The sequence below is a fragment of the Pseudomonas sp. GD04015 genome, assembly GCF_029837675.1.
GTDB lineage: Bacteria > Pseudomonadota > Gammaproteobacteria > Pseudomonadales > Pseudomonadaceae > Aquipseudomonas > Aquipseudomonas paralcaligenes.
The window spans coordinates 45,223-71,558 of sequence record NZ_JAOEEE010000003.1 but is presented as its reverse complement, the minus strand read 5'-3'; the positions used below and the strand labels follow the sequence as shown (position 1 = coordinate 71,558).

The following is a 26,336-nucleotide window of genomic DNA, read 5'->3' as shown; positions in this document are numbered from 1 at the left end:
CGGGCTCCTTAGAGGGAGTTGAGGAAGGCCAGCAGCGCGCCGCGCTCGCTGGCATCGAAGTCGATGACGGCCTGCCGGGCGCTTTCCGCCTCGCCGCCGTGCCAGAGGATGGCCTCCAGCAGATTGCGGGCGCGACCGTCGTGGAGGAAACGGGTGTGGCCGTTGACCGTTTCGGTCAGGCCGATGCCCCACAGCGGTGGGGTGCGCCACTGGCGGCCGCTGGCCTCGAACTCGGGGCGGTCGTCGGCCAGGCCCTCGCCCATGTCGTGCAGCAGCATATCGGTATAGGGGCGGATGGTCTGGTTGGCCAGCTCGGGTTCGGCGGCGTCGGCGGCGGTGACGTAGCTGGGAACGTGGCATTTCTGGCAGCCGGCATCGTGGAACAGCTGCTTGCCGCGCCGCACTTCCAGGTCGTCGACGCCACGCCGGGCAGGTACCGCCAGGTTGCGCGCGTAGAACAGCACGGTGCGCAGGATGTTGTCGCTGACCTCCGGCTCGCCGCCGTTCGGCATGGCACGGCAGGTTGCCTGGGCCTCGGTGCAGTCGTCGTGGGGCAGCAGGCTGGTGGTCAGGCCCATGTCGCCGGAGAAGGCGTGCACATTCTGCTGGTTGAGGTTGGGCTGGCCCGCCTTCCAGCCGAAGCGGCCGACCACGGTCTTGCCCAGCGCCTCGTCCCAGACCCGGTTGGGCACGCCGCGGATGCCGTCGCCGTCGCGGTCGTCCGGGTCCGCGTTGGCCAGGATGGCCACCTCGGGGATCGCTTCCAGCAGGCCCAGGCCGATCATCGGTGGGGCCACCCGGGCGGAGAACTGGGTCGCCGGGTGCATCTCGCCGTAGCCGAGGTTGGTGATCAGCAGGCGCGGCTTGTGCAGTTCGACGAGGGTGCCGTCGGCGAGCATGACCGACTGGCTGTCGTACTCGATCCGCACCTTGCCCTCGGGCTCGACGCCGGGAACGCTCATGTCCTGCAGCTGGCCGCCGTACACCGGCTCGGGCACCACGCCCAGGCGCCGGCGCAGCTCGGCGTGGGCGGGCGAGCCGTCGTCGGCGATGGACAGGCGCACCAGCATCGACACGGCGTTGGTGGCGTGCGGCTCGGGCGGGTGGCCGCGTCCGTCCTTGATGTGGCAGTTCTGGCAGGCGTTGGTGTTGAACAGCGGGCCCAGGCCGTCGCGGGCCGTGGTGGCAGCGGGCGGGATCACCCAGGGGTTGCGGAAGAAGCTGTTGCCCACCGAGAAGTCCAGGCGGCGCGAGGGCATGAGGTTCGCGGAGGGCATGGAGAAGGCGTTCTGGTCGCTCTGGCGCACCGTGGTGGCGCCACCGGACAGCGCCTCGCCGGGCTCGGCCGGTGCCGGCGTGCGCTCGCAGGCCGCCAGGGCGAGGCTCAGGGACAGGAGGCAGAGGCGCAGCGGGGAGGGCATCGGTGGAACCTGGACAACGGTCAGGCGGGCAATCTTAGCAGGCTAAGGGAAGTCGAATAAGAGGAATTAGCGTTCGTAAGGAGAGCAGATTGTCGCGGCTTACCGAGCCTGGATCACGCTGCGACTGGAGGGGGCAGCCGTGTGCCCCTGCATCCCGGCCACGCTTCAGAGCGTGGCGGGATTGCCGGCGTTGCTCAGGCGGCGGGCCTGCTTGAGGTAGAGGGTGAGTTCGCGGGACGGCAGCGGCTTGCTGTAGAGATAGCCCTGACCCTCGTTGCAGCCCTGGGCGATGATGTAGGCCTCCTGTTCGGCGGTCTCCACGCCCTCGGCGATCACCTGCATGCCCAGGCTCTTGCCCAGCTGGATGATGGCGCGGACGATGGTGGCGTCGTCCTCATCGTCGAGCAGGTCCTGCACGAAGCTCTTGTCGATCTTGATCTTGTCCAGCGGCAGGCTCTTCAGGTAGCTCAGCGAGGAGTAGCCGGTGCCGAAGTCGTCGATGGCGATCAGCGCGCCGGCGCGGCGCAGGCTGAGCAGGTTCTGGGCGGCGGTGCTGATGTCTTCCATCAGGCCGGTCTCGGTGACTTCCAGTTCCAGGCTGCGTGGCGGCAGGCGGTAGACCTGCAGCAGGTTGCTGACCATGCGCGGCAGTTCGGCGTGGTGCAGCTGCACGGTGGACAGGTTGACCGCCATGCGCAGGTCGCTGAAGCCCTGGTCGTGCCATTCGCGCAGCTGGCTGCAGGCCTGGTCCAGCACCCACTCGCCGATGGCGATGATGGTGCCGTTCTGTTCCGCCAGCGGGATGAACAGGTCCGGCGGCACGAAGCCGTGCTGCGGGTGTTGCCAGCGGATCAGCGCTTCCACGCCCACCACCCGGTGGTTGCGGTAGTCGACCTGGGGCTGGAACACCAGGTGCATCTCGTTGCGGTTGAGCGCCTCGCGCAGTTCCTTCTCCAGTTCGCGGCGGCGGCGCATCTCGCTGTCGACGCTGGCGATGTAGAACTGGTAGCGGTTGCGCGAGCGGCTCTTGGCCAGGGTCATGGTCTGTTCGGCTTTCTGCAGCAGCTTCTCGGTGCTGTCGCCGTCTTCCGGGAACAGGGTGATGCCGATGGTGGCGCGCAGGCGCACTTCCTGCTGTTCCAGGGCGAAGGGCGTCTCCAGGCTGTCGAGGATGCTCTGCGCCAGTTCCGCCGCCTCGTAGGGCTGCTCGATATCGGCCTGGACCAGGGCGAACTGGTCGCCACCGAGGCGGGCCAGGGCGCCGAGGCGGCCGCTGTGGCTGCGCAGGCGGTCGGACAGCGCCAGCAGCAACTGGTCGCCGGTCTGGTAGCTGAACTGCTCGTTGATGCCCTTGAAGTCGTCGAGGCCGACGCACAGTACCGCGACGCGGCGTTGCAGGCGGCCGGCGTCGTCGAGGATCTGGTCGAGCTGCTGTTGCAGCTGCTGGCGGTTGGGCAGGCCGGTGAGGAAGTCGTACTGCGACATGCGCAGCAGGCTGTTCTCGGCCTCGCGGCGCAGGTGGGTGTTGCGCTCGATGGATTCCAGCAGCTGGTTGGCGGTGCTGATCCACAGCCCCAGCTCGTTCTTCTCGTTGCCGCGCAGCATCGGCAGCTTGTGCTCGCTGGGGCGGTCTGGATTGATGTTGGTGAGGTGCTCGATGATCTTCGACAGCGGCTTGGTCAGCAGCCAGTGGTAGACCATGTACAGCACCAGGGCCATGGCCAGGGCGCGCAGCACGCCGGAGACGAAGATGATCACCGAGGTGGTGATGAAGTTTTCGCCGTACGAGGCGGTGTCCAGGGTGATGGTCAGGTCGCCGTAGTACTCGGCGTAGGGACTCCTGCCGACCAGCTGGGTGGTGAAGGTCTGCTCCTGGCCGAGGATGGGGTCGGTGATCCATCGGATGGAGGAGGGGGTCAGCTCGCGCGAGCGTTCGGCGAGCATCGGTTCGTTCGGATGGCCAATGGCGGCGTAGCGCACCGCCTCGTGCTGGAACAGGCCTTCGATGACCTGCATGCCCATCTCGCGGTCGAGGCTGTACACGGCCTGGGTGGACGGATCGCGGAACATGCCGAGGATGCGCTGGGCATCGCTGGCCACTGCCTGGCGGGTCTTGTGGATGTCGAAGACGATCTGCCCGAGACTCAGCACGACGCCGACCACCAGCGCCGATAGCAGGACCACACGCAGCAGTTTCAGCGACAGGCTTTTTTTCAGTTCCAGCTTCAAATGCGTATTCCTTGTTCGCCGCCGGAGGCTTGTGACCGTTGTGAGTATTGGCAAATGAGTGGGAGCCGTCAAAGGGCCATTACGTCATAAACCCATATTTTTTGGGGTTTAACGTTATGTGGCCGCAACGGCGTGGGGCAGGGCGGGGCCTACAGGCCCGCGGTGGTGGCGCGCGGCGTGCAAAAACGAAAAAGCCCGGCTGGGTGGCCGGGCTCCTTCGCGAACGGTGACGATGACTCAGGCGGCGAAGTTCTTGGCCACGAAGTCCCAGTTCACCAGGTTCCAGAACGCCTCGACGTACTTCGGACGCAGGTTGCGGTAGTCGATGTAGTAGGCGTGCTCCCACACGTCGCAGGTCAGCAGCGGGGTGTCGCCGTTGGTCAGCGGGTTGCCCGCGCCGATGGTGCTGGCCAGGGCCAGGGAGCCGTCGGCCTTCTTCACCAGCCAGCCCCAGCCGGAGCCGAAGGTGCCGATGGAGACCTTGCTGAACTCTTCCTTGAACTTGTCGAAGGAACCGAAGGCGGCGTTGATGGCGTCGGCCAGGGCGCCGGTCGGCTGACCGCCGCCGTTCGGGCTCAGGCAGTTCCAGTAGAAGGTGTGGTTCCACACCTGGGCGGCGTTGTTGAACACACCGCCCGAGGAGGTCTTGATGATCTCTTCCAGGCTCTTGCCTTCGAACTCGGTGCCCGGAACCAGGTTGTTCAGGTTCACGACGTAGGTGTTGTGGTGCTTGTCGTGGTGGTATTCCAGGGTCTCGGCGGACAGGTGCGGCTCGAGGGCGTTCTTCTCATACGGCAGCGGCGGCAATTCGAAAGCCATGGTCATCTCCTTCATCAGCGGTCGGATATGTGCGATGCGCACGTGGCCGTTCACGGGGCGGCCTTAATACGGGCGGCGACGAGTTTGTACTCTTTAATGTGCCGCGAGGCCGGGATCATAGCACCCGCCCCAGGCCATATCCACGCAGCAACTGTGTGGGAAAGCCGATGGCAACGGGCTTCGCCGGCCTTCTGTTGGGACCGGATGCGGGGTGTTAAGTGCAGGTCGATTAGGGGGCGGCCGGGGTATCGCCAACACCGATCGGGAACTGGCTAGGCCAGTTTCAGCAGTACAACGCCGAGTGCGATCACGCCGCAGGCGACCAGGCGCAGCGGCGGCATGGACTCCTTGAGGAACAGCCAGCCGATCAGCAGGGCGAACAGCACGCTGGTCTCGCGCAGCGCCGAGACCATCGCCACGGGCGCCTGGGTCATGGCCCAGATCACCAGGGTGTAGGCCAGCATGGACATACCGCCGCCGGCCAGGCCGCCGCGCCAGTGCGGCCCCAGCCGCAGGAAGACGCGCGGCCCGCGGCGCAGGGCGATGGCCAGGGTCGCCACCAGGCCGTTGACCACGAACAGCCACAGCGCATAGGCGATGGCGTCGCCGTTGGTGCGAGCGCCGAGGGCGTCGGACAGGGTGTAGCCGGCGATACAAGCCGCCGTGGCCAGGGCGTTGAACAACAGACTGGCGTTGAGCCGGGCGCCGGGATGGCCGCCGCGCCAGGCCATCAGCCAGATGCCGGCGACCAGCACCAGCAGGGCCACCCACTGCCCCGGCAGCAGCGCATCGCCGGCCAGCAGTGCCAGCAGGGCGACCAGCAGCGGCGAGCTGCCGCGGGCGATGGGGTAGACCTGGGACAGGTCGCCATGCTGGTAGGCGCGCGTGAGGTAGATGTTGTAGCCGATATGCAGCAGCGCGGAGAGGGCGATCCAGGACCAGGCGGCGATCACTGGTACACCGAAGAACGGCAGCGCCGGCAGGGCGATGCAGCCGGCGCCGATCTGGATCAGCGAGGCGGTGAGGTAACGGTCCAGTCCGATCTTGAGCAGGGCGTTCCAACCCGCGTGCAGCGCCGCGGCGGCGATCACCACGGCGAATACGGTCGTGTCCACGGGCCGCTCCCAGCGGTCAGGGTCGAGCGCCGCAGCATAGCGCCGCGACGCCCTCGTGGTCATGCCGTCGGTGCGTGGAACACCAGTTGCCAGGCCACGGCGAACATCATGGCCGCCACCATCAGGTCGAGCAGGCGCCAGGTCGCCGGGCGCGCCAGCCAGGGCGCGAGCCAGGCGGCGCCCAGGGCCAGGGTGAAGAACCAGATCAGCGAGGCGCTGGCCGCGCCCAGGGCGTAGGCGCCGGGCACCGGTTGCTGGGCGCCGAGCGAGCCGATCAGCAGCACGGTGTCCAGGTACACGTGGGGATTTAGCAGGGTGACGGCCAGCGCCGCCAGGAGCACGGCGCGGCGCGAGCGCGGGCCGCTGTCCCGCTGCTGCAGCGCCTGCGGGTTGAATGCGCGGCGCAGCGCCTGGACGCCGAGCCAGAGCAGGAAGGCGGCGCCGCCCCAGCGCGCCACGGCGAGCAGCGTCGGGTTCTTCGCCAGCACGGCAGCCAGGCCGAACACCCCGGCGGCGACCAGTATGGCGTCGCACAGCACGCACAGCGCGGCCACCGGCAGGTGGTGCTCGCGGCGCAGGCTCTGGGCCAGGACGAAGGCGTTCTGCGCGCCGATGGCGACGATCAGGCCGGCGGCCACCAGCATGCCGTTGAGATAGCTCTGCCACATGTCAGTGTTGCTCCGCGGCCAGTTGCTGCAGCGCCGCCAGCGCCCGCTCGGCGTCGGCCTCGGCAACGAACAGGTGATCGTGGTGGTAACCGGCGATCACGTTGCAGCTGATGCCTTCGCCGGCCAGGGCCTTGGCGAAGGCGGCGGTGAGGCCGACGGCGGCGAGCGAGGAATGCACTTCCAGAGTGATCCAGGCGGCCAGGTAGTCGTAGGCCAGGCCCAGGCGCTTGGCTTCCTCGCGGGCGAGGATCAGGGTGGTGCCTTCGGCCTCGCGGAAGCTGCCGATGGCGGCGGCTACCTGCACCGCACTCGGTTGCGCCACGCTGCAGAACACGAAGCGGCCAGGGTTGAGGCGTGGCGAGAGGCTGGAGAGGAGGGTGCCGAGGTTGGTTTCGCCGGTCATGGCGGAGTCCTTGTTGCGGTTGCGATGCTGGTCAGTCTGGTGCGCTCGCCTGTATAAGAAAAACAAATCATGCTGATCTCTCATTAGGGATTCTTATGTTCGACTACAAGCTGCTGGCGGCCCTGGCCGCCGTGGTGGAGCAGGGCGGTTTCGAGCGCGCGGCGCAGTTGCTCGGGCTCTCGCAATCCGCCGTGTCGCAGCGGATCAAGCTGCTCGAGGCCCGGGTCGGCCAGCCGGTGCTGCTGCGGGCCACGCCGCCGGGGCCGACCGAGATCGGCCGGCGCCTGCTCAACCATGTGCAACAGGTGCGCCTGCTGGAGCGCGACCTGCAGGGCCAGGTACCGGCGCTGGACGAGGGTGGCACGCCGGAGCGCCTGCGCATCGCGCTCAACGCCGACAGCCTGGCGACCTGGTGGGCGCCGCTGATGGGCGATTTCGTCGCCGAGCAGCGCCTGCTGCTGGATCACGTGGTGGACGATCAGGACGTCGGCCTCAAGCGCATGCGCGCCGGAGAGGTGGCGGGCTGCGTGTGCGGCGCCGAGCGGCCGGTGGCCGGCGCCCGGGCGCTGCCGCTGGGGGCGATGCGCTACCGCGCGCTGGCCAGCCCGGCATTCCTCGCCCGCCATTTCGCCGACGGCATCACCGGCGAGGCCCTGGCGCGGGTCCCTTCCATCGTGTTCGGCGCCGACGACCGCCTGCAGCACCGCTTCCTCGCCGGGCTGGGCGTGAGTGGCGGCTTCGCCCACCATCTCTGCCCCTCGTCGGAGGGTTTCGTGCGCCTGACCTGCGCGGGGCTCGGCTGGGGCATGGTGCCGGAGTTGCAGGTGCGCCAGCAGCTGGCCAGTGGCGAGCTGGTCGAACTGCTGCCGGAGCGACCGCTGGATGTGCCGTTGTTCTGGCACCACTGGCGCAACGGTGGTGAGCTGCTCAGCCGGATCACCGCTCATCTCGAACGTGGCGTCGGGGCCTGGCTGGTCTAGGTCTGCAAGGTCGCTGTTCTGGCCGCCAGGGCAACCCCGGGGACGGGCAGCGGCTGCTAGAGTCGGTGGCATAACTAAAAACAAGGTGCGTGCAGATGAAGATTCTGGTGACGGGGGCGAGCGGGTTCATCGGTGGGCGGTTCGCCCGTTTCGCGTTGGAGCAGGGCCTCGGCGTGCGGGTCAACGGGCGCCGGCCGGAGGCGGTGGCGCACCTGACCAAGCGCGGCGCCGAGTTCGTCCAGGGCGACTTGGCCGACCCGGACCTGGCGCACAAGCTGTGCCGCGACGTGGAGATGGTGGTGCACTGCGCCGGCGCGGTCGGCGCCTGGGGCACCCGCGAGCACTTCCACCAGGGCAACGTGGTGCTGACCCAGAACGTCATCGAGGGTTGCCTGGGGCAGAAGGTTAGGCGCCTGGTGCACCTGTCCTCGCCCTCGGTCTACTTCGACGGCAAGGCCCATGTGGGGCTGCGGGAAGAACAGGTGCCGAAGAAGTTCGTCGACCACTACGGCGCCACCAAGTACCTGGCCGAGCAGAAGGTGATGGAGGCCCAGGAGTTCGGCCTGGAAGTGATCGCCCTGCGCCCGCGCATGGTCACCGGCGCCGGCGACACCAGCATCTTCCCGCGCCTGATCGAGATGCACCGCAAGGGCCGCCTGCTGGTCATCGGCAACGGCCTGAACAAGGTCGACTTCACCAGCATGCAGAACCTCAACGACGCCCTGTTCAGCAGCCTGCTGGCGGCCGGGCCGGCGCTGGGCAAGGTGTACAACATCAGCAACGGGACGCCGGTGCCGCCCTGGGACGTGGTCAACTTCGTGCTGCGCCGCTTCGACCTGCCGCCGGTGACCCGGCACATGCCGTTCGGCCTGGCCTATGCCGCGGCGACGGTCAACGAGACGGTCTGCAAGCTGCTGCCGGGGCGCCCGGAGCCGGCGCTGCTGCGCCTCGGTGTGGCGCTGATGGCGCGCGACTTCACCCTCGACATCGGTCGCGCCCGGCAGTACCTGGACTACGATCCCCAGGTCTCCGTATGGACCGCGCTGGAGGAGTTCTGCAACTGGTGGAAGGTGCAGGGCCGGGTGGCCTCCTGAGGCGCCCTGCGTCCAGCTTGTTATCTCCTCGCCCCGGCTTATAACCGGCCGGCCCAGCCTCCCTCGGTGGCCGGCCTATACTGGCCCGTAAAGCCAGCGAGGAAGTCCGCCATGTTCGCCATGATGGAAAGCGCCAGGCTCGAAGCGCTGCATATTGCCCATGATTCTGCCACCGGCCTGCGGGTCATCATCGCCATCCACAGCACCCGCCTGGGTGCGGCCCTGGGTGGCTGCCGCTACCTGGCCTATCCCGACGACGACAGCGCGATCCGCGATGCCGTGCTCCTGGCCCGGGGCATGAGCTACAAGGCTGCCCTGGCCGGGCTGGAGCAGGGCGGCGGCAAGGCGGTGATCATCCGGCCGCCCCATGTCGACAACCGCGGCATGCTGTTCGAGGCCTTCGGCCGGGTGATCGAGTCGCTGGGCGGGCGCTACATCACCGCGGTGGACAGCGGCACCTCCAGCGCCGACATGGACTGCGTCGCTCAGCAGACCCGCCACGTCACCAGCACCACCGAGGCCGGCGACCCCTCACCACACACGGCCATGGGCGTGTACGCCGGCATCCGCGCCACCGCGCTCGCCCGCCTCGGCAGCGACGACCTGCAGGGGCTGCGCATCGCGGTGCAGGGGCTCGGCCATGTCGGCTATGCCCTGGCCGAGCAGCTGGCTGCCGCCGGCGCGCTGCTGTTCGTCAGCGACCTCGACCCCGGCCGCGTGCAACTGGCGGTGGAGCAGTTCGGCGCCCGGCCGGTGAGCAGCGAGGAACTGTTCTCCACGCCCTGCGACATCTTCGCGCCCTGTGGTCTGGGCGGCGTGCTGAACGCGCGGACGGTACGCGAGCTGCACTGTGCCGCGGTGGCCGGCGCGGCCAACAACCAGTTGGCCGAGGACGAGATCGCCGATGTGCTCGAAGGGCGCGGCATCCTCTACGCGCCCGACTACGTGATCAATTCCGGCGGCCTGATCTACGTCGCGCTCAAGCATCGTGGGGAAGAGCTGCCGGCCATCACCGCGCACCTGACGAAGATCGGCCGGCGCCTGACCGAGATCTATGCCCACGCCCAGGCCGACAAGCGCTCGCCGGCGCGGGTTGCCGACGCGCTGGCCGAGCGCCTGCTGTACGGCGGCTGAGCCTCCCACCCGGAGGCCCGGCCGAAGACCATCCGCCGCCACGAGTGGCGGGTGACGCCTGCACACCCATGAGGAGGCATGCGATGACCAAGCTGGACCTGCCCTTCACCCGCTACCTGGCGGCCGACGGCCGCCCCTGCGCCGAACTGCCCGCCTGGGCCGGCGATTCCGACCTGCTTGCACGTTTGTACCGGCAGATGGTGCTGACCCGGCTGTTCGACCAGAAGGCCGTGGCCCTGCAGCGCACCGGGCGCATCGGCACCTACGCGCCGACCCTCGGCCAGGAGGCCATCGGTGTCGCCATCGGCAGCCTGATGCGGGCCGATGACGTGCTGGTGCCCTATTACCGCGACACCGCCGTGCAACTGATGCGTGGGGTGCGGATGGAGGAAATCCTCCTGTACTGGGGCGGCGACGAGCGCGGTAGCGCCTATGCCGACCCTGCCGCGGCGCAGGACTTCCCGCTCTGCGTGCCCATCGCTACCCAGGCGCTGCACGCTTGCGGCGTGGCCACCGCGTTCCGCATACGCAGCGAGCACCGGGTGGCGGTGACCACCTGCGGCGATGGCGCCACCAGCAAGGGCGACTTCCTCGAGGCGCTCAACGTCGCCGGCACCTGGCAGCTGCCGGTGCTCTTCGTGATCAACAACAACCAGTGGGCCATCTCCACGCCCCGGCGCATCCAGAGCGGCGCGCCGAGCCTGGCGCAGAAGGCGCTGGGCGCCGGCTTCCCCGGCGAGCAGGTGGACGGCAACGACGTGCTGGCCGTCTACGATCGCGTGGCCGCCGCTCTGGAACGCATCCGCCAGGGCAAGGGGCCGGTGCTGATCGAGTGCATCAGCTACCGCCTGGGCGACCACACCACCGCCGACGACGCTACCCGCTACCGTAGCGCGGAGGAGGTGAAGAAGGCCTGGGACGAGGAACCGATCAAGCGCCTGCAGGCCTACCTGGCCAGCCAGGGACACTGGGACGAGCAGCGCGAGCAGGCCTTGATCGGCGAGTGCCAGGCCCGGGTGCAGCGCTCGGTGGAGGCCTTCGAGGGCGCCGGCCAGCAGCCGGTGGAGTCGATCATCGACCATGTCTATGCCCGCTGGCCGACGGCCCTGGCGGAGCAGCGTGAGATGCTGCTGGAGCGCGCGGCGCGCCGCGCGGGAGGGCAGGGCCATGAATGAGACGAAGAAGTACGCCCTGCTGGAGGCGGTCAACCTGGCCCTGCACCGGGCGATGCGCGAAGACGGCGACGTGGTGGTGCTCGGCGAGGACGTGGGCGTCAACGGCGGCGTATTCCGCGCCACCCTCGGCCTGCGCGAGGCCTTCGGCTTCAAGCGGGTGATCGACACGCCGCTGGCCGAGACCATGATCGCCGGCCTGTCGGTGGGCATGGCTTCCCAGGGGCTGAAGCCGGTGATGGAGATCCAGTTCCTCGGCTTCGTCTTCGCCGCCATGGAGCACCTGCTGGCCCACGCCGCGCGGATGCGCACGCGCACCCGCGGGCGCCTGGGCTGCCCGATGGTGCTGCGCAGCCCGATGGGCGCCGGCATCCGCGCGCCCGAGCACCACAGCGAGAGCACCGAGGCGCTTTTCGCCCACGTTCCCGGCCTGCGCGTGGTGATCCCCTCGTCGCCGGCGCGGGCCTACGGCCTGCTGCTGGCGGCCATCGACGATCCCGATCCGGTGGTGTTCCTCGAACCCACCCGGCTGTACCGGATGAACCCGCAGCCATTGACTGACGACGGCAGGCGCCTGCCCCTGGACTGCTGCTTCACCCTGCGCGAGGGCGGCGACATCACCCTCATCAGCTGGGGCGCCAGCGTGCATGAGACGCTGCAGGCGGCCGAGCGCCTGGCGGAGCAGGGTGTGTCCGCCGAGGTGATCGACGTGGCCTGCGTCAAGCCGCTGGACCTCGACACCCTGGAGGCCTCGGTGCGCAAGACCGGGCGCTGCGTGATCGTCCACGAGGCGCCGAAGTCCTGCGGCGTCGGCGCGGAGATCGCCGCCAGTCTCTACGAGCGCGCGCTGCTCGACCTGCAGGCGCCGATCCAGCGGGTGACCGCGCCGGACATCCCGCCGCCGCTGTACCGCCTGGAGCAGCTGTACATGCCAGGCGTCGAGGACATCCTCGCCGCCTGCGAGGCCACGCTGAACTACGCGTAGGACGCCCCGCGCAGGTGACCGCGAGGGGTACACAGCGACTCCCTCTCCCTCCGGGAGAGGGTTGGGGTGAAGGTGCAATAGGTGGCTCCGAGTAGCCTGGAAAACCCCTCACCCCCGGCCCTTCTCCCAGGGGGAGAGGGGAGAATTGAGGAGGCACGATGAAATACTTCAAGCTGCCCGACCTGGGCGAGGGGTTGCAGGAAGCCGAGATCGTCGAGTGGCACGTCAAGGCCGGCGACACGGTGAAGACCGACCAGTTGCTGGTCTCGGTGGAGACGGCCAAGGCCATCGTCGACATTCCCGCGCCCTACGACGGCATGGTGAGCAAGACCTTCGGCGGCGAGGGCGACATCCTCCACGTCGGCGAACCGCTGCTGGCCTACGAGGGCGAGGACGACGCCGGCACGGTGGTCGGTCGCCTGGAGGGCGGCCACGGTGGGGCGCAGGAGGACAGCTTCTTCGTCGGCGCAGCACCGTCCACCCGCGAGCACCTGGCGCCGCGCGCCACGCCGGCGGTGCGCCAGCTGGCGCGCAGGCTGGGCGTGGACCTGGCCGGGCTCGCCGGTTCCGGCGCCGATGGCCTGATCACCGCCGCCGACGTGGAGACGGCGGCCCAGGGCGAGCGCGACCGCTTCGGCGGCGAGCGCCTGCGCGGGGTGCGTCGGAGCATGGCGATCAACATGGCCAGGTCGCACGCCGAGGTGGTGCCGGTGACCATTTACGGCGACGCCGACCTGCACCGCTGGACGGAGGCCCGCGACCCGCTGATCCGCCTGGCCAAGGCCATCGCCCACGCCTGCACGGTGGAGCCGGTGTTGAACAGCTGGTTCGACGGCCGCGGCCCGTCCATCCGCCGTCACGACAGGCTCGACCTGGGCATTGCCGTGGACACGTCGGACGGTCTGTTCGTGCCGGTGCTGCGCAACGTCGGCGAGCGCGGCGCGGACGACCTCAAGGAAGGCATGGCGCGCCTGCGCGCGGACGTGAAGGCGCGCTCCATCCCGCCGCAGGAGATGATGGGCGCGACCCTCACCCTGTCCAACTTCGGCACCCTGTTCGGCCGCTACGCCAACCCGGTGGTGGTGCCGCCGCAGGTGGCGATCATCGGCGCCGGCGGTATCCGCGACGAGGTGGTGGCCTGGGAGGGCAAACCGGCGGTGCATCCGGTGCTGCCGCTGTCGCTGACCTTCGACCACCGCGCCGCCACCGGCGGCGAGGCGGCGCGCTTCCTCAAGGCCCTGGTGCAGGCGCTGGAGGCACCGGAGCCGTAGCCCGGAGGCCATCGGGCCCCGTGCGGCTAGCGCCGGAACACCAGCACCAGGCCGAGCAGGATGGCGCCCATGCCGGCCAGGCTCAGGCCGCTCATGGCGTTGCCGAGGAACAGGTAGTCCATCGCCGCCGTCACCCCCGGTACCAGGTAGAACAGGCTGGTGACGTTGACCAGGTTGCCGGCGCGGATCAGCCGGTACAGCAGCAGCTGCGCCACCACCGAGATGACGATGCCCAGCCACAGTAGCGGGACCAGGAAGTCGAGCGACCAGTCCACCTCGAAGCGCTGGAAGGGCAGCAGCAGGGCGCAGGCCAGCAGGCTGACCCCGTACTGCAGCGGCAGCGCCTGCAGCGGCGACAGGCTCAGGCCCTTCTGGGCGATGGCGCCGAGGGTCATGCACAGCAGCGCGCCCAGGGCGTAGCCGGTGCCGGCGACGGAGAAGCGCGCCAGGCCGATGCTCTGCCACACCACCAGCACCAGGCCGAGCAGGGCCAGCGCCAGGCCGGCCAGGCGCAGGGCGGCTAAGCGCCGCTCCAGCAGCATCAGGGTGAGGATCGGCTGCACGCCGAGCACGGTGGCCAGCACGCCTGGGGTGATGCCCTGGTCCAGTGCCAGCAGGTAGCAGATGGAATAGCCGCCGATCATCAGCAAGCCGGTGCCGGCCGTGCGCAGGCGCTGGCCGCGCGCCGGCAGCCAGGCGCGGGCGAGCGCGCCGACCAGCAGCAGGACGCCGAGGGCGAGGACGAAGCGCAGGGTCAGGAAGGCGAAGGCCGAGGCGTGGTCCAGGCCCAGGCGGGCGAAGATCGCGCCGCTGCCCCAGAGCAGGACGAACAGCGTGGTGGAGGCGCAGGCGCCCCAGAAGGTCTTGTCGAAACGCATGAAGAATCACCTGTCGGAAAGGACAACAGGCTCCGTCGCCGGCGCGGGCGCAGAGAGGACGGAACCGTGGAAGTCGGGTGACCGGCCGCGCGGGCGGACGGTCAGGCGCGGGGTGGTGGCGGAGTGCCGGCCCGCGGAGCGACAGGTGGTGGCGCGCACGGATGCTCGCCGTGGAGAACGACGAGGCCGGAAGGAATGTGCGCGACTGGTTTCATGGAGAGCATCCATCTGGGGATGGGGCGACACTACTCCCGTCCTGGCCGATCGGTCAATCTCCATCCCTGGCGCGGGCGCGGGGGATTCCGTAGGGTGTCCCGTGCAACCCCGACGAGGCTCCGCATGCACGAAGAACACTGGCAGGGCGCGCTCTGGCTCGGCCGCGATCATTGCCTGCTGGCCGGCGTCAGCGGCAGCGCCCGACCCCATGCCCACTATGCGCACCAGTTGCTGCTGGCGACCGGCGAGCCGCTGCAGCTGTCCGTCGAGGGGCGGGCCTGCAGCGGGCACGCGCTGCTGGTGCCTTCGCAACGCGCCCATGCCTTCGAGTTGGCCGGCCAGCCGCTGCTGGCCCTGTACGCCGAGCCGCTGGCCTTTTCCGTCGAGCAGTTGCAGGTGCTGGCCGAGACCGCGCCCGCCGAGATGGCGGCCCTGGCCGAGCGCGTTCGCCAGCTGCCGCGCGCGCCGCTGGATGCGCGCGTGCGCCAGGCCCTGGACGCGGTGGACGAACAATTGGTCGAGCGGGTCAGCGCCCGCGACCTGGCGCAGCGCGTGTGCCTGTCGCTCAGCCAGCTGGAGCGGCTGTTCGCCGATCAGGTCGGCCTGTCCGTGCGGCGCCTGGTGCGCTGGCGCCGCCTGCGCCTGGCGCTGGTCCTGGCGCTGCGCGGCGCCTCGCTCACCGAGGCGGCCCACGCCGCCGGCTTCGCCGATTCGGCGCACCTGTCGCGCACCGTGCGCGAGCTGTTCGGCATTCGTGCCGACCGCAGCCTGCGCCACCTGCGGCTACGGCTGCTGGATTAAGCGCAGCGCCTCCGGCGTTTCCGGGACCGGGGCGCTGGATACGGGGCGGCGGAAGGGCTCGACCAGCTGCGCCAGGTAGCCGCGCGGGTAGTCCGGGCGGTCGCCGATGCCCAGGTCGGCGTCGCTCAGCCGGTAGTCCGCTCGGTGGAAGGCAGTGCCCAGCAGGCGATCCCAGATGCTGAAGAACAGCGCGAAGTTGACGTCGCCGGCGCGACCGTAGCGGATGTGGTGGAAGCGGTGCAGCGGCGCCCAGGCGAACAGGTGGCGCAGCGGGCCTATACGCATGTCGACGTTGCTGTGCTGCAGCAACAGCTGCACGGCGATGGCGAAGGCCAGCAGGGCGGCGACATCGAGCGGCAGGCCGAGCAGGATCAGCGGCAGCACGCCGGCGCTGGCCTCCAGCAACTGGTGCAGCGGATGCTTCATCAGCCCGTTGAAGCCGTACAGGCGCGGCGCGCTGTGATGCACCGCGTGCAGGCGCCAGAGCAGGGCGTTGCGGTGGCTGAGCCAGTGCATCAGGGTGATGCCGAGGTCGGCGCAGGCGATGGCCAGGGGCAGCTGCAGCCACAGCGGCCAGTGGGTCGGCCACAGCGCTGGCGACGGCAGCCACCCGGCGAGCAGTGGAACGGCGGCGAGGCTGGCCAGGTTCAGCGACTCGTTCACCAGCGCGTGCAGCAGGTCGCTCGGGCCGTCGCCGTGGGGTTCGTTCCAGCTGCGCTGGTAGGGCAGCAGGCGTTCGGCGACTTGGGAAACGAGGATGGCGGCAAGCAGCAGGGGCAGCAGCCACAGCGGCGACAGCTGGCGATAGCCGACCAGCCAGGTGGCCAGGCCGATCAGGCCGAAACAGAACAGCGGGGCATAGAGGATGCGAAGCAGGGGACGCATGGCGCTCTCCGGCAAGGGAAGGAGCGCCCAGCATCGGTCGCCGCCCGGCGGGCGGCTTGAACGAACGGCGCGTCAGGCGTCGTCGTCGGTGGCGGCGTCCAGCTCGGCGAGGGCGTCCGGCTGGTTCTTGAAGGCCTTGGCGAAGGTATCGCGGTTCTTCGCCATGAAGATGCCCAGCTCCTCCACCTGTTCCTCGCTGAGCGAGGGCACCGCCTTGTGCAGGGCTTCGGACAGGGCCTCGGCCAGCTCCAGCATCTTGTCGTAACGATCGGCTTCGGCCTTATCCATGAACAGGCGCTCCGGATCGCGACTGCTGCGGTACACCACTTCGACGGCCATTCATCACCTCATTCCCGTATCATGTGATTGATATGTATGGATATACAGTATTCCATCGGCCCATGCCGACGCAAGCGGCACCGCTTCCAAGGAAGGATTGCCGCCATGCCGGCTGGCCTTCATCCTGCATAGCCGTTGTCATGCGAGTGGTCCAGCATGGGCCTGTTCTGTCGAAGGAGTGAGATGGTGGATTTCAAGCGAGTCGATGCCCTGCGGGGCGGTATGCATGCCCTGGCCCAGTCGTTCGGCAACCTGCTGGTGGAGGCCTTCCACTACATGGCGCTGTTCGGCATCGGCGGCATCACCGCCTGGGCGTCGGTAGTGACCTTCCTCGGCATGCTGGACAAGGGGCATGTCACGGTCGACGACATCCTCCTGCTGTTCATCTACCTGGAGCTGGGTGCCATGGTCGGCATCTACTTCAAGACCAATCACATGCCGGTGCGCTTCCTGATCTACGTGGCGATCACCGCGCTGACCCGCCTGCTGATCTCCGACGTGTCGCACCACAACGGGCCGGGCCTGGGCGTGGTGTACGTTTCCGGCGCGATCCTGCTGCTGGCGATGGCGATCCTGGTGGTGCGCTTCGCCTCGTCGCGCTTCCCGTCGGTGCAGGTGCCCGCCCGCGCCGTCCGGGACCCGGAAGAGGGGTGAGCCGACGCAAGCGACCGACCGCTTTTGGAGTGACAGGTTTTTCCATCTGCAATATATTCGCATTTGAGATTTTCCGTCGTTCTCATCAGGTCGCTATTCGTGTCGAGCGATTCCCCTTCTCCCCATCTGGTCGCGACGCTCTACCACGGCCACCACAGCTGGCTGCTCGGTTGGCTGCGGCTGCGCCTGGATTGCCCGCAGAACGCCGCCGACCTGGCCCAGGACACCTTCGTCCGCCTGCTCGGGCAGCGTGAGCTGGTCGAGCCGCGCGAGCCCCGGGCGTTCCTCGCCACCATCGCCCGCGGCCTGGTGGTCGACCACTACCGGCGTGCCCGGCTGGAGCGCATCTACCTGGACTCCCTGGCCGGCCTGCCGGAGCCCGAGGTGCCCTCGGCCGAGGCGCGGGCCCTGGTGCTGGAGACCCTGGTGGAGGTCGACCGCCTGCTGGACGGGCTCAAGCCGCGGGTCCGCGAGACCTTCCTGCTGTCGCAGCTCGACGGCCTGACCTACCCGCAGATCGCCGAGCGCCTGGGCCTGTCGGTCAGCTCGATCCAGCAGTACATGGGCAAGGCCTTCGCCCACTGCTACCAGGCGCTTTACCCATGAGCCGGCTGGACGCCGCGGTGGTCGAGCAGGCCATCGCCTGGCGTGTGCGCCTGGCCTCCGGCACCTGCGCCGACGAGGAGATCAGCGCCTGCCTCGACTGGCGCCGCCGGCACACCGACCATGAGCTGGCCTGGCAGCGCCTGGATGGCCTGGGGGAGCGCTTCGCCAGGCTGCCGACGGCCCTGGGCCATGCGGCGCTGGACGAGCCCGGCCACGATCCGCTACGCCGGCGCGCGCTCAAGGCGCTGGGCCTGTTGATCGCGGTGGGCGGCGCCGGCGCGCTGGCGGTGCGCGGCGAGGTGGTGCAGCCGCTGTTCGCCAACCTGCGTACCGGCACCGGGGAGCGCCGTTCGCTGCTGCTGCCCGACGGCGGCCGCCTGCACCTCAACGCCGGCAGCGCGGTGGATATCGACTATGGCCCGGCGCACCGGCTGATCCGCCTGTATCAGGGCGAGATTCTGCTGGAGACCGCGGCGGACGAGCGCCAGCGGCCGTTCCTAGTGGATACCCGGCAAGGCACCCTGCGGGCGCTGGGCACGCGCTTCCGGGTCCATGACCAGGGCGCCAGCTGCCAGGTGGCGGTGTACGCCGGCGCGGTGGAGGTGATCCCGCGGCAGGGCGTGGCGCGGGTGCTGCAGGCGGGCACCCAGGCGCGCTTCGATCCCTCGGCGGTGCAGGCCGGCGAGCGCGCGGACGAGGATCGCAGCCGCTGGGTCGACGGCGTGCTGGTGGCGCGGGAAATGCGCCTGGACGCCGTGGTCGCCGAGCTGGAGCGCCAGCGTCCCGGCGTGCTGCGCTGCGATCCGGCGGTGGCCGGGCTGCGGATTTCCGGGGTGTTCCCGCTGGACGACACGGACCGGGCGCTGACGGCCATCGGGCAGACGTTGCCGGTGCGGGTGGTCTATCGCACCCGCTACTGGGTCAGCCTGATGGCGGTCTGAAAATAATTCTCGAATTTCCTTGTAGGTTTTTCTCCATCGCTCGGCCTCCTTTGCAGTCGTTCATTGTCATCCGAGGAGCCGCCATGTCCTGCCGTACCCCCCGTTCCCTGACCGCCGCCGTGCGGGCCGCCCTGTTCGGCCTGAGCCTACCGCTGCTGGCGGTGCCGTTGAGCCTGCCGGCGCTGGCCGACGGGCACCGCTACAGCATCGCCGCCGGCGCGCTCGACGAGGCGCTCAACACCTTCGCCCGCCAGGCCGGCGTGCTGCTCAGCTTCGACCCGGCGCTGACCGCCGGCCGGCAGAGCCAGGGGCTGAGCGGCCACTACGAGGTCGACCAGGGGTTCGGCGTGCTGCTGTCCGGGACGGGCCTGCGGGCGGTCGATAGCGGCGCGGGCGGCTATCGCCTGGAACCGGCGCCCCAGGCCCGGGACGGCAGCCTGGAACTGCAGAGCCAGACCATCAGCGGGCGCTACGGCGAGTACGCCAGGGGGCCGGTCCGCGGCTATGTCGCCACCCGTTCCGGCAGCGCGACCAAGACCGATACCTCGATCCTGGAGACGCCGCAGTCGATCTCGGTGGTGAGCCGGGCGGAGATGGACGCGCGCGCCGTGACCACCGTGGAAGAGGCGCTGCGCTACACGCCGAGCGTCGCGGTGCCCTATGGCTACGACACCCGCTATGACTGGATCAGCATCCGCGGCTTCGACTCGAAGAACCAGATCTTCCGCGACGGCATGAAGCAGTCGAGCAGCCTCTACGGCCTGCCGCGCCCGGACGCCTGGGCCCTGGAGCGGGTCGAGGTGCTGCGCGGCCCCGCCTCGGTGATCTTCGGCCAGGCGGAGCCCGGCGGGCTGGTCAACCTGGTGAGCAAGCGCCCGGGCGAGACCGCGCACAACGAAGTGCGCCTGCGGGCCGGCTCCGACCAGCTGGGCGAGCTGGCGGGCGATTTCTCCGGGGCGCTCGATGCGCAGAACGACCTGCGCTACCGGGTGGCGCTGCTCGGCAACGACAGCAACGCGCAGGTCGACAAGACCGGTATGCAGCGGCAGATGATCGCGCCCAGCCTGACCTGGAACATCGGCGACGCCACCGACCTGACCCTGCTCGGCCTGTACCAGAAGGACAAGGGCCGGTTCGGCTTCAGCTTCCACCTGTCGCCCTACCTGCGGGACAGCCTGAACCTGCCGTACGACACCGACCGGGACTTCTTCGAGGGCGAGCCGGGCTTCAACCGCTTCGAGCGGACCTACTACTCGTTGGGCTACGAGCTGACCCACCGCCTGAACGAGGTCTGGACCCTGCGCCAGAACCTGCGCTACGACGCCTCGGACCTGGCCTACAGCAACATCGGCACCTTCGCCATCAACCCGTTCGACGGGCGCACCCTGTTCCGCAGCAGCTCGGCCTGGGACGAGGACATGAGCGGCTGGGTCATGGACAACCAGGCCCAGGCGGTATTCGCCACCGGCGCCGTCGAGCACACGCTGTTGATGGGCCTGGACTGGCGCCGCACCGACTCCGACGAGCTGACCTTCAACGGCGGCGCGCCGACGCTGGACATTCTCGAGCCGGTCTACGGCAAGCCGGTCCCGGCACTGACCCGCACCGGCGACCGCCAGGTGGTGACACGGCAGACCGGCGTGTACCTGCAGGACCAGATCGCCCTGGACGACCACTGGCGCGTGCTGCTGGGCGGCCGCTACGACTGGTCGAAGAGCGCTATCGACGACCGCATCAAGGCCGACTCCAGGGCCAGCGACGAAGCCTTCACCGGCCGTCTGGGCGTGGTCTACGTGTTCGACAACGGCCTGGCGCCCTACGCCAGCTACAGCGAGTCGTTCAACCCGGTCAGCGGGACCGACGGCCTGACCGGCAAGCCGTTCGACCCGGAGCAGGGCCGGCAGTACGAGATCGGCGTGAAGTTCCAGCCGGAAGGCGCGCGCAGCTTCGTCAGCCTGGCGCTGTTCGACCTGACCAAGGAAGACTACGTGCTCAGCGACAACCGCAACCAGTCCGCTCCCGCCGTGCGGCGCCAGGTGGGCGAGGTGAACGCCCGCGGCGTCGAGCTGGAGGCGCTGGCCAGCCTGGCCGAGGGCCTCGACCTGCGGATGTTCTACAGCTACACCGACGCCTTCATCACCTCGACGCCCAACACCTGGGAGAAGGACATCCGCCTGCCGTACACGCCGAAGGAATCGGCCGGCGCCTGGCTCGACTACACCCAGCCCAGCGGCGTGCTGAAGGGGCTGGGCGGCGGCCTGGGCGTGCGCTACACCGGCGCGAGCCGCTACACCGGGGTCAACGCCGCGCGCGCCCTGAACCCGGCGCTCGAACCCATTGCCAGCGTCGAGTCGCAGGCCTACACCCTGCTCGATGCCAGCATGCACTACAGCCTGAGCGGCGTGCGCCTGGCGCTCAACGCCAGCAACCTGCTGGACAAGGAATACGACGCCTCGTGCTCCGAGGTGGGCTGCTCCTACGGCTACGGACGCACCGTGACCGCGAGCGCCAGCTACGGCTGGTGACGCGGCGGGCCGGGGCCGCGCGGCCCCGGCCCCTGGTCTGGCGACGGGTGCGATTTGCCGTGCAAGCATTTCTCATTACTATACGCATCCTGTTCTGAGCGGCCGCATTCCGGGGCCGACAGGCGCTCAGCAGTCGAGTCCAACGTGAGCAGATCACCCTCCCTTTCGCGCTGGAGCATCGCCTCGCGCATCCTCGCTGCCCTGATCGGCGGCTACGCGCTGGCCTATGGCTTCGCCGCCTTCTTCTCCGTCTACCTGCCGCTGGCGCGGCCGGACCGCGTGGCCTTCGCCGGCATGCTCAGCTTCGCCGTGTGGGCGGCCGCCGCGATCTACGCGTTCGCCGTGCGCAGCGCGACCCGCGCCTGGCTGTGGCTGGCCGGGCTGGCCATCGTGCTGTGTCTGGCGGCGTTCCTGCCCGGCGAACTGAGGGTGCGCCCATGAGCCTGCGTCAATCCATGGCCGGCCTGCACACCTGGGGCGGGCTGCTGCCCAGCTGGCTGCTCTACGTGATCATCCTGACCGGCACCATCGCCTGCTTCGACAAGGAGCTGGATCGCTGGATGCGTCCCGCCCTGCACCAGGAAGCGGCGGCGACCATGAGCCCCGACCAGGTGCGTGGCTGGCTGCAACGCAACGTCAAGGACGAGCTGCATGCCTTCTGGATGCACGGCCCGAGCGAGCGCGAGCCCTACTGGCGCCTGGGCTGGGAAGTCGATGGCTCGGAGCAGCGCGGCAACCTGACCTTCGCCCCGGGCGGTGGCGAGCCGCTGCCGGAAACCGTCGGCGGCGACTTCTTCTTCCGCCTGCACTACACCCTGCACGCGGGCATGCCCGGGGTGTACATCGTCGGCCTGGCCGGGATGTTCATGCTGGTCGCGCTGGTCTCGGGGGTGATCATCCACCGCCGCATCTTCAAGGACTTCTTCACCCTGCGCCCGAAGGCCAACGGCCAGCGCGCCTGGCTGGACGCCCACAACCTGTTCGGCGTGGTGGGTTTTCCGTTCCATCTGGTGCTGGCCTACACCGGGGTGCTTATCTTCGTCTCCAACTTCATGCCGGCCGGCCTGCTGGTGGCCTACAAGGGCGACATCGAGCACTTCTTCACCGAGGTGACCGGCGCCTACCACCGGGAGGAAGCGCACCAGCCGGCGCCGCCGCCGATGTCCCTCGACGCCCTGGTCGAGCGCTCGCGCCAGCACTGGGGCGGCGGCGAGGCGGGCTGGATCAGCGTGCACCACCCGGGCGACGCCTCGGCCGTGGTGGAGGTCAGCGAGCTGAGCCGCGAGTCGCGGATCGGCCGCCCGCTGTCCGGGCTGACCTATGACGCCGCCAGCGGCGAGCTGCTGCACGAACAGCGGCCGCCCGCCGGCTACGCGACCTATACCTGGCTGGCTGGCCTGCACATGGTGCAGTTCGGCGGCAGCCTGGTGCGCGCTCTGTACCTGCTGCTGGGGCTGGCGGGCTGCGCCATGCTGATCGGCGGGGTGCGGGTCTGGGTGACCAAGCGCGAGGCCCGCGGCGGTGCCGGCATCGGCGTGGTGCGCGCGCTCAACGGCGCGGTGTTCGGCGGCCTGCCGCTGGCCAGCCTGGCGCTGTTGTGGGGCAACCGCCTGATCCCCACGGAACTGGCCGAGCGCGCCTCGGCCGAGGCCTGGGTGTTCGTCGGTGCCTGGCTGCTGCTGGCCGTCTGGGCGCTGCTGCAGCACCGCCAGCCGCGCCGCCTGCTCAGCCTGCAGCTGGCGCTGGGCGCCGTGCTGGCCCTGGGGCTGCCGCTGCTCAACGGCCTGACCACCGAGCACGGTCACCTGCTGTCGACCCTCGCCCGCGGCGACTGGGGCCTGGCCGGCGTCGACCTGTTCCTGATCGTGGCGGGGCTGCTCAGCGCCCTGTACGCCTGGCGCTTCTCCCGGCCGCAGGCGGTACCGGCACCTCGCGCTCGCCGTGCCCTGGCCGAGGAGGCCGCCTGATGCTGCTGCTCGCCTTCGCCCTGAGTTACCTGGCCATGGCCGCCCTGTGCCTGGCCATGTCCCGTCACCACAAGGCACTGCTGGGCGGCGCCCCCGGCCCGGCCCGCCAGCGCGGCCTGCGCGCGTTCGCCGTGCTCGGTCTGGGGCTCGCCCTGGCGCTGTGCTGGAGCGCGCGCGGCGGCGACATCGGCGCCGTGCTCTGGCTGTGCCTGGTGATGCTCGCCGGCCTGCTGGTGGCGGCCCTGCTGGCCTGGCGCGAGCGCTGGCTGCTGCCGCTGGCGCTCGGCCTGCCGCTGGCCGGCGGCGTGGGCCTGATGTTCTGATCGATGGGCCATACGCCCCGTGGCAAGCCTGCCTCCCCCCTTGTAGGAGCGAGCTCTGCTCGCGAACGGACTTGGTGTTCACGTAGGGTGCGCCGCGCGCACCGGCAAGGCCCGCACATGACCCCGGTGCGCATGGCGCACCCTACGCGATGGCGCTTCAGGAAGTCGCCCATAAAAAAGGCTATGTCCCCGTTAGTTGTTGCACACCTTGTGGGAGCGGATTTATCCGCGAATTTCGCGGCCAAGGCCGCTCCCACAAGAGCAGGACACGTAGCCATGAAAAAGCCGGCGCATGCGCCGGCTTTTTCGTACCTCCCCCGATCAGAAGTCGAGGGTGTAGCTCAGGCTGTAGGTGCGGCCACGGCCCTTGTAGTCGAACATCTCCACCGGCGCGAGCGCGCCGTAGAACACCTGGGCGCGCTGGCCCCACACAGAGGTGTAGTCCTTGTCCAGCAGGTTCTGGATGCCGAAGTTCAGGGTGCCCACCGGCAGGGCGTGGCTGCCCAGCACGTCGAAGGTGGCGTAGCCGTCGATCTTCTGGTCGTTCTCGTCGCTCAGGTTGAAGGTGCGCACGGCCTGCAGGCGCAGGCTGGTGACGCCGTCCTGCCAGCCGACGAAGGCGGTGGCCTTGGAAGGGCTGCCGGCGGTGACGTCCTGCTTCACCCAGCGCTCGTCGCTCTTCTGCTGCGAGCGGATGGCCAGGGCGCTGGCGCCGACCTGCCACTGCTCGCCCAGCCAGTAGCTGAACTGGCCTTCCAGGCCGTAGTTGCGCTTCTTGTCGTCCAGCTGCTCGACCAGCAGGCTGGTGCGGTTGTAGGTGATGCTCTTGTCCGACCAGGCGTAGAAGGCGGCCAGCTGGGCGTCCAGGCCGTCCGCGTAGTGGCGCCAGCCGAACTCGACCTGCTTGGTCTTGATCCCGTCCAGGGCCGAGTCCTCGACGTTGACGCCCTGGTTCAGGCGCCAGTGGCTGCCGACCAGGGTGTAGCTGCCCTGGCCGTAGTACTTGGCCGGGTCGGGCAGCTCGAAGCCCTCGGAGTAGTTGGCCCACACCTGCTGCGCCTTGTTCAGCTTGTAGACCAGGCCGAGGTTGTAGAGGTCGACATCGTATTCCTTCTCGCCGCCGGGGATCGCGTCGGCGCTGCTACCGATGCCCTTGCTGATGGAGATCTGCTGGGTCGCGGCGACGAAGTCGCCGACGTCGGTGGTGATCTCCTGGCGGCGCCAGCCGCCGGACAGGGTCAGGTCGTCGGTGATCTTCCAGCTGAGCTGGGCGAAGGCGGACTGGCTGTCGGTGTCGATACCCGGGTAGCGGCCGACGCGGGCGTAGCGGTCGGCGACCAGGCCGCCGCTGGACGCGGCCTGGCCCAGGTCGAACATGCTCTGGCTGGAGTCGAAGTTCTCCCACTCCAGGTCGACGCCGTAGTTCAGGCTGACCCGTTCCCACTCCTTCACCAGTACGGCCTTGAGGCCGTAGTAGTCGGTGTCCTGCTGCGAGGCGGAGTAGTAGGACTGCAGCGGGTTGACCGCGCCGGTGCCGGTGAAGCGCACGGAGGGGAAGGGCTGGAAGGCCATCTTCTCGCTGCGGTAGTAGCCCTGCAGGTAGACGTCGTGACCGAGCACCTCGGGGATGTGGTAGGTGGCGTTGTACTGCTGGCGCTCGGTGCGTGGTTCGAGGTCGTAGCTGGCGCCGTCGCGGATGTCGAAATCGCTGGCGCCGGTCAGGGCCTGGAAGTTGTCGCCGAGGAACAGGCCCTTGTCGCCGTCGTAGCCGGAGTCGTACCACTGCATGCCCAGGCTCAGGCTGTGCTGGTTGGGCAGCAGGATGTCCAGGCTGCCCATGATGTCGACGGAGCGGTTGTACTGCAGGTCGGTCTGGGTGATGTCCAGCAGCACCTGGTCGCCGTTGCCGTCGTAGGCCGCGCCGTTGCGCTGGTAGGCCACGGCCAGGCGGCCGTTGGCGGTCTCGCTGCCGCCGCCGACCGACTGCGCCACGCGCCAGTCCACGTCGTCGCTCTGGCGCAGGCCACTGCGCACGCCCACCTCGCTGGAGAAGTGGGCCGGGCCGGATTCGCCCTTCCTGGTGACAATATTGATGATGCCGCCGGTGGCGCCGCCGCCGTATACCGCGCTGGCGCCGGAGAGCACTTCGATGCGCTCGATGTTGAACGGGTCGATGGAGTCGAACTGGCGGCTGATGCCGCGGGAGCTGTTCAGCGACACGCCGTCGATCATCACCAGGGCGCTGCGCCCGCGCAGGTTCTGGCCGTAGTTGGTGCGCCCCTGCGGGCCGATGTCGAGGCCGGGGATCAACTGGCCCAGGGCTTCCTTGAGCGGCACGCCGGCCTTGGTCTGCTCCTGCAGCTGGGCACTGCCGATGACCCACACGGTGCCGGGCAGCTCGCTGATACTGGTCGGCGCGCGCGAGCCGATCACCACTTGGCGGTCGATCTCCAGGCCCACGCCGGCCAGTTGCAGGGTGTAGCCGCTGCCGCCGGAGACGGCGCGCAGGCCGGTGCCTTCCAGCAGCGCGGCGAGGCCGTCGGCGACGCCGTATTCGCCGTTCAGGCCGCGGGTGGTGCGGCCGGAGGTCAGGTCGGTGCTGAACGAAAGCAGCACGCCGGCCTGTTCGCCGAACTGGTTGAGCGCGCTTTCCAGGTCGCCGGCGGGAATCTGGAACGACTGGCGGCTTTCCTGCTGGCTGGCGGCGACGGCGGGCAGGGCCGGCGCCAGGCCGGCGGCGAGGCCCAGGCCGAGGATCAGGGGCTGCAGGGCGCGGCCGAGCGGCGCGCGGGCGAACGGGGCGAGACGGAGTGGACGCATGGACTTCTCGTGCAAGGTGAAGTGGAGGAGGTTCTAGCCCTTGTCACGCGAGCGGCGGAAAAAGGTTCAGGTCGGCGGAAAAAAGTTTCG

General features: G+C 69.4%; 24 protein-coding genes. 14 read left to right on the top strand and 10 right to left on the bottom strand.

Annotated features, from left to right (window positions below; translation table 11 throughout):
* Nucleotides 1-8: 8 nt before the first annotated feature.
* From N7640_RS03270 to N7640_RS03245, 6 genes are all read right to left on the bottom strand, one after another.
* The gene (locus N7640_RS03270; RefSeq protein WP_279905429.1) at nt 9-1,421 is read right to left on the bottom strand and encodes a di-heme oxidoredictase family protein; all 1,413 of its coding nucleotides are present in this window, start codon (nt 1,419-1,421) and stop codon (nt 9-11) included.
* A 165-nt stretch (nt 1,422-1,586) separates the two neighbouring features.
* Entirely contained in the window at nt 1,587-3,650 is a 2,064-nt protein-coding gene (locus N7640_RS03265; protein ID WP_220812887.1) for a GGDEF domain-containing phosphodiesterase, read from the bottom strand.
* Between the two features lie 237 nt (nt 3,651-3,887).
* The gene (sodB, locus tag N7640_RS03260; RefSeq protein WP_279905430.1) at nt 3,888-4,469 is read right to left on the bottom strand and encodes a superoxide dismutase [Fe]; all 582 of its coding nucleotides are present in this window, start codon (nt 4,467-4,469) and stop codon (nt 3,888-3,890) included.
* A gap of 272 nt (nt 4,470-4,741) precedes the next feature.
* Nucleotides 4,742-5,584: an EamA family transporter gene (locus N7640_RS03255; RefSeq protein ID WP_279905431.1), complete on the bottom strand. Its 843-nt coding sequence runs from the start codon at nt 5,582-5,584 to the stop codon at nt 4,742-4,744.
* A gap of 59 nt (nt 5,585-5,643) precedes the next feature.
* Nucleotides 5,644-6,252 carry a LysE/ArgO family amino acid transporter gene (locus N7640_RS03250; RefSeq protein WP_279905432.1) on the bottom strand — a complete coding sequence of 203 codons (609 nt, stop codon included), beginning with the start codon at nt 6,250-6,252 and terminating at the stop codon, nt 5,644-5,646.
* Nucleotide 6,253: 1 nt separating this feature from the next.
* Nucleotides 6,254-6,655, bottom strand: a complete 402-nt coding sequence (locus N7640_RS03245) for an ACT domain-containing protein (RefSeq protein ID WP_279905433.1) — start codon at nt 6,653-6,655, stop codon at nt 6,254-6,256.
* Nucleotides 6,656-6,744: 89 nt separating this feature from the next.
* On the opposite strand from N7640_RS03245, the gene N7640_RS03240 reads away from it, so the two are divergent.
* The 6 genes from N7640_RS03240 (at nt 6,745) to N7640_RS03215 (ending at nt 13,291) form a co-directional block, all read left to right on the top strand.
* A complete protein-coding gene (locus N7640_RS03240; protein WP_279905439.1) occupies nt 6,745-7,635 on the top strand; it encodes a LysR family transcriptional regulator ArgP in 891 nt (296 codons plus the stop codon).
* Between the two features lie 95 nt (nt 7,636-7,730).
* Nucleotides 7,731-8,729, top strand: a complete 999-nt coding sequence (locus N7640_RS03235) for an NAD-dependent epimerase/dehydratase family protein (RefSeq protein ID WP_279905434.1) — start codon at nt 7,731-7,733, stop codon at nt 8,727-8,729.
* A 111-nt stretch (nt 8,730-8,840) separates the two neighbouring features.
* On the top strand, nt 8,841-9,863 hold the full coding sequence (locus N7640_RS03230) for a Glu/Leu/Phe/Val dehydrogenase dimerization domain-containing protein (RefSeq protein WP_279905435.1): 1,023 nt from the start codon (nt 8,841-8,843) through the stop codon (nt 9,861-9,863).
* 83 nt (nt 9,864-9,946) lie between these two features.
* Nucleotides 9,947-11,038, top strand: a complete 1,092-nt coding sequence (gene pdhA, locus N7640_RS03225) for a pyruvate dehydrogenase (acetyl-transferring) E1 component subunit alpha (RefSeq protein ID WP_279906177.1) — start codon at nt 9,947-9,949, stop codon at nt 11,036-11,038.
* On the top strand, nt 11,031-12,020 hold the full coding sequence (locus N7640_RS03220; RefSeq protein WP_279906176.1) for an alpha-ketoacid dehydrogenase subunit beta: 990 nt from the start codon (nt 11,031-11,033) through the stop codon (nt 12,018-12,020). Before pdhA ends, N7640_RS03220 begins: the two co-directional genes overlap by 8 nt.
* Nucleotides 12,021-12,178: 158 nt before the next feature.
* Nucleotides 12,179-13,291, top strand: a complete 1,113-nt coding sequence (locus N7640_RS03215; protein ID WP_279904274.1) for a dihydrolipoamide acetyltransferase family protein — start codon at nt 12,179-12,181, stop codon at nt 13,289-13,291.
* Nucleotides 13,292-13,317: 26 nt separating this feature from the next.
* Here the strand turns inward: N7640_RS03215 and N7640_RS03210 are convergent, their stop codons facing one another.
* Nucleotides 13,318-14,169: a DMT family transporter gene (locus tag N7640_RS03210; RefSeq protein WP_279904275.1), complete on the bottom strand. Its 852-nt coding sequence runs from the start codon at nt 14,167-14,169 to the stop codon at nt 13,318-13,320.
* 339 nt (nt 14,170-14,508) lie between these two features.
* On the opposite strand from N7640_RS03210, the gene N7640_RS03205 reads away from it, so the two are divergent.
* Nucleotides 14,509-15,186, top strand: a complete 678-nt coding sequence (locus N7640_RS03205) for an AraC family transcriptional regulator (protein ID WP_279904276.1) — start codon at nt 14,509-14,511, stop codon at nt 15,184-15,186.
* Here N7640_RS03205 and N7640_RS03200 read toward each other — a convergent pair.
* Together N7640_RS03200 and N7640_RS03195 are read right to left on the bottom strand one after the other, a co-directional pair.
* Nucleotides 15,169-16,071 (bottom strand): sterol desaturase family protein, encoded by a 903-nt coding sequence (locus N7640_RS03200; RefSeq protein WP_279904277.1) that lies wholly within the window; start codon nt 16,069-16,071, stop codon nt 15,169-15,171. The genes N7640_RS03205 and N7640_RS03200 overlap by 18 nt on opposite strands.
* Before the next feature lie 72 nt (nt 16,072-16,143).
* Entirely contained in the window at nt 16,144-16,410 is a 267-nt protein-coding gene (locus N7640_RS03195; RefSeq protein ID WP_220814743.1) for a YebG family protein, read from the bottom strand.
* Nucleotides 16,411-16,593: 183 nt separating this feature from the next.
* Here N7640_RS03195 and N7640_RS03190 point away from each other — a divergent pair, with 183 nt between their 5' ends.
* The 7 genes from N7640_RS03190 to N7640_RS03160 all read left to right on the top strand — a co-directional run bounded on the left by N7640_RS03190 (nt 16,594) and on the right by N7640_RS03160 (nt 23,426).
* Entirely contained in the window at nt 16,594-17,064 is a 471-nt protein-coding gene (locus tag N7640_RS03190; RefSeq protein ID WP_279904278.1) for a phosphate-starvation-inducible PsiE family protein, read from the top strand.
* Between the two features lie 99 nt (nt 17,065-17,163).
* On the top strand, nt 17,164-17,670 hold the full coding sequence (locus N7640_RS03185; RefSeq protein ID WP_279904279.1) for a sigma-70 family RNA polymerase sigma factor: 507 nt from the start codon (nt 17,164-17,166) through the stop codon (nt 17,668-17,670).
* Nucleotides 17,667-18,611 carry a FecR domain-containing protein gene (locus N7640_RS03180; protein WP_279904280.1) on the top strand — a complete coding sequence of 315 codons (945 nt, stop codon included), beginning with the start codon at nt 17,667-17,669 and terminating at the stop codon, nt 18,609-18,611. Before N7640_RS03185 ends, N7640_RS03180 begins: the two co-directional genes overlap by 4 nt.
* A gap of 83 nt (nt 18,612-18,694) precedes the next feature.
* The gene (locus tag N7640_RS03175; RefSeq protein ID WP_279904281.1) at nt 18,695-21,136 is read left to right on the top strand and encodes a TonB-dependent siderophore receptor; all 2,442 of its coding nucleotides are present in this window, start codon (nt 18,695-18,697) and stop codon (nt 21,134-21,136) included.
* 144 nt (nt 21,137-21,280) lie between these two features.
* A complete protein-coding gene (locus N7640_RS03170) occupies nt 21,281-21,577 on the top strand; it encodes a DUF3649 domain-containing protein (RefSeq protein WP_279904282.1) in 297 nt (98 codons plus the stop codon).
* Nucleotides 21,574-23,103 carry a PepSY-associated TM helix domain-containing protein gene (locus N7640_RS03165; RefSeq protein ID WP_279904283.1) on the top strand — a complete coding sequence of 510 codons (1,530 nt, stop codon included), beginning with the start codon at nt 21,574-21,576 and terminating at the stop codon, nt 23,101-23,103. Before N7640_RS03170 ends, N7640_RS03165 begins: the two co-directional genes overlap by 4 nt.
* Nucleotides 23,103-23,426, top strand: coding sequence for a DUF3325 domain-containing protein (locus N7640_RS03160; protein WP_279904284.1), 324 nt, complete (start codon nt 23,103-23,105; stop codon nt 23,424-23,426). The genes N7640_RS03165 and N7640_RS03160 overlap by 1 nt, the downstream gene beginning before the upstream one ends.
* Nucleotides 23,427-23,747: 321 nt before the next feature.
* Here the strand turns inward: N7640_RS03160 and N7640_RS03155 are convergent, their stop codons facing one another.
* Entirely contained in the window at nt 23,748-26,246 is a 2,499-nt protein-coding gene (locus N7640_RS03155) for a TonB-dependent receptor (protein ID WP_279906175.1), read from the bottom strand.
* Nucleotides 26,247-26,336: the final 90 nt, after the last annotated feature.

Excerpts from the sequence above, each read along its gene's own strand:
- N7640_RS03210 (WP_279904275.1), bottom strand. The coding sequence starts at position 14,169 with ATGCGTTTCGACAAGACCTTCTGGGGCGCCTGCGCCTCCACCACGCTG.
- N7640_RS03230 (WP_279905435.1), top strand. The coding sequence starts at position 8,841 with ATGTTCGCCATGATGGAAAGCGCCAGGCTCGAAGCGCTGCATATTGCC.
- N7640_RS03195 (WP_220814743.1), bottom strand. The coding sequence starts at position 16,410 with ATGGCCGTCGAAGTGGTGTACCGCAGCAGTCGCGATCCGGAGCGCCTG.
- N7640_RS03220 (WP_279906176.1), top strand. The coding sequence starts at position 11,031 with ATGAATGAGACGAAGAAGTACGCCCTGCTGGAGGCGGTCAACCTGGCC.
- sodB (WP_279905430.1), bottom strand. The coding sequence starts at position 4,469 with ATGGCTTTCGAATTGCCGCCGCTGCCGTATGAGAAGAACGCCCTCGAG.
- N7640_RS03160 (WP_279904284.1), top strand. The coding sequence starts at position 23,103 with ATGCTGCTGCTCGCCTTCGCCCTGAGTTACCTGGCCATGGCCGCCCTG.
- N7640_RS03250 (WP_279905432.1), bottom strand. The coding sequence starts at position 6,252 with ATGTGGCAGAGCTATCTCAACGGCATGCTGGTGGCCGCCGGCCTGATC.
- N7640_RS03200 (WP_279904277.1), bottom strand. The coding sequence starts at position 16,071 with ATGCGTCCCCTGCTTCGCATCCTCTATGCCCCGCTGTTCTGTTTCGGC.
- N7640_RS03270 (WP_279905429.1), bottom strand. The coding sequence starts at position 1,421 with ATGCCCTCCCCGCTGCGCCTCTGCCTCCTGTCCCTGAGCCTCGCCCTG.
- N7640_RS03155 (WP_279906175.1), bottom strand. The coding sequence starts at position 26,246 with ATGCGTCCACTCCGTCTCGCCCCGTTCGCCCGCGCGCCGCTCGGCCGC.
- N7640_RS03215 (WP_279904274.1), top strand. The coding sequence starts at position 12,179 with ATGAAATACTTCAAGCTGCCCGACCTGGGCGAGGGGTTGCAGGAAGCC.
- N7640_RS03190 (WP_279904278.1), top strand. The coding sequence starts at position 16,594 with ATGGTGGATTTCAAGCGAGTCGATGCCCTGCGGGGCGGTATGCATGCC.
- N7640_RS03205 (WP_279904276.1), top strand. The coding sequence starts at position 14,509 with ATGCACGAAGAACACTGGCAGGGCGCGCTCTGGCTCGGCCGCGATCAT.
- N7640_RS03175 (WP_279904281.1), top strand. The coding sequence starts at position 18,695 with ATGTCCTGCCGTACCCCCCGTTCCCTGACCGCCGCCGTGCGGGCCGCC.
- N7640_RS03180 (WP_279904280.1), top strand. The coding sequence starts at position 17,667 with ATGAGCCGGCTGGACGCCGCGGTGGTCGAGCAGGCCATCGCCTGGCGT.
- N7640_RS03165 (WP_279904283.1), top strand. The coding sequence starts at position 21,574 with ATGAGCCTGCGTCAATCCATGGCCGGCCTGCACACCTGGGGCGGGCTG.
- N7640_RS03245 (WP_279905433.1), bottom strand. The coding sequence starts at position 6,655 with ATGACCGGCGAAACCAACCTCGGCACCCTCCTCTCCAGCCTCTCGCCA.
- pdhA (WP_279906177.1), top strand. The coding sequence starts at position 9,947 with ATGACCAAGCTGGACCTGCCCTTCACCCGCTACCTGGCGGCCGACGGC.
- N7640_RS03235 (WP_279905434.1), top strand. The coding sequence starts at position 7,731 with ATGAAGATTCTGGTGACGGGGGCGAGCGGGTTCATCGGTGGGCGGTTC.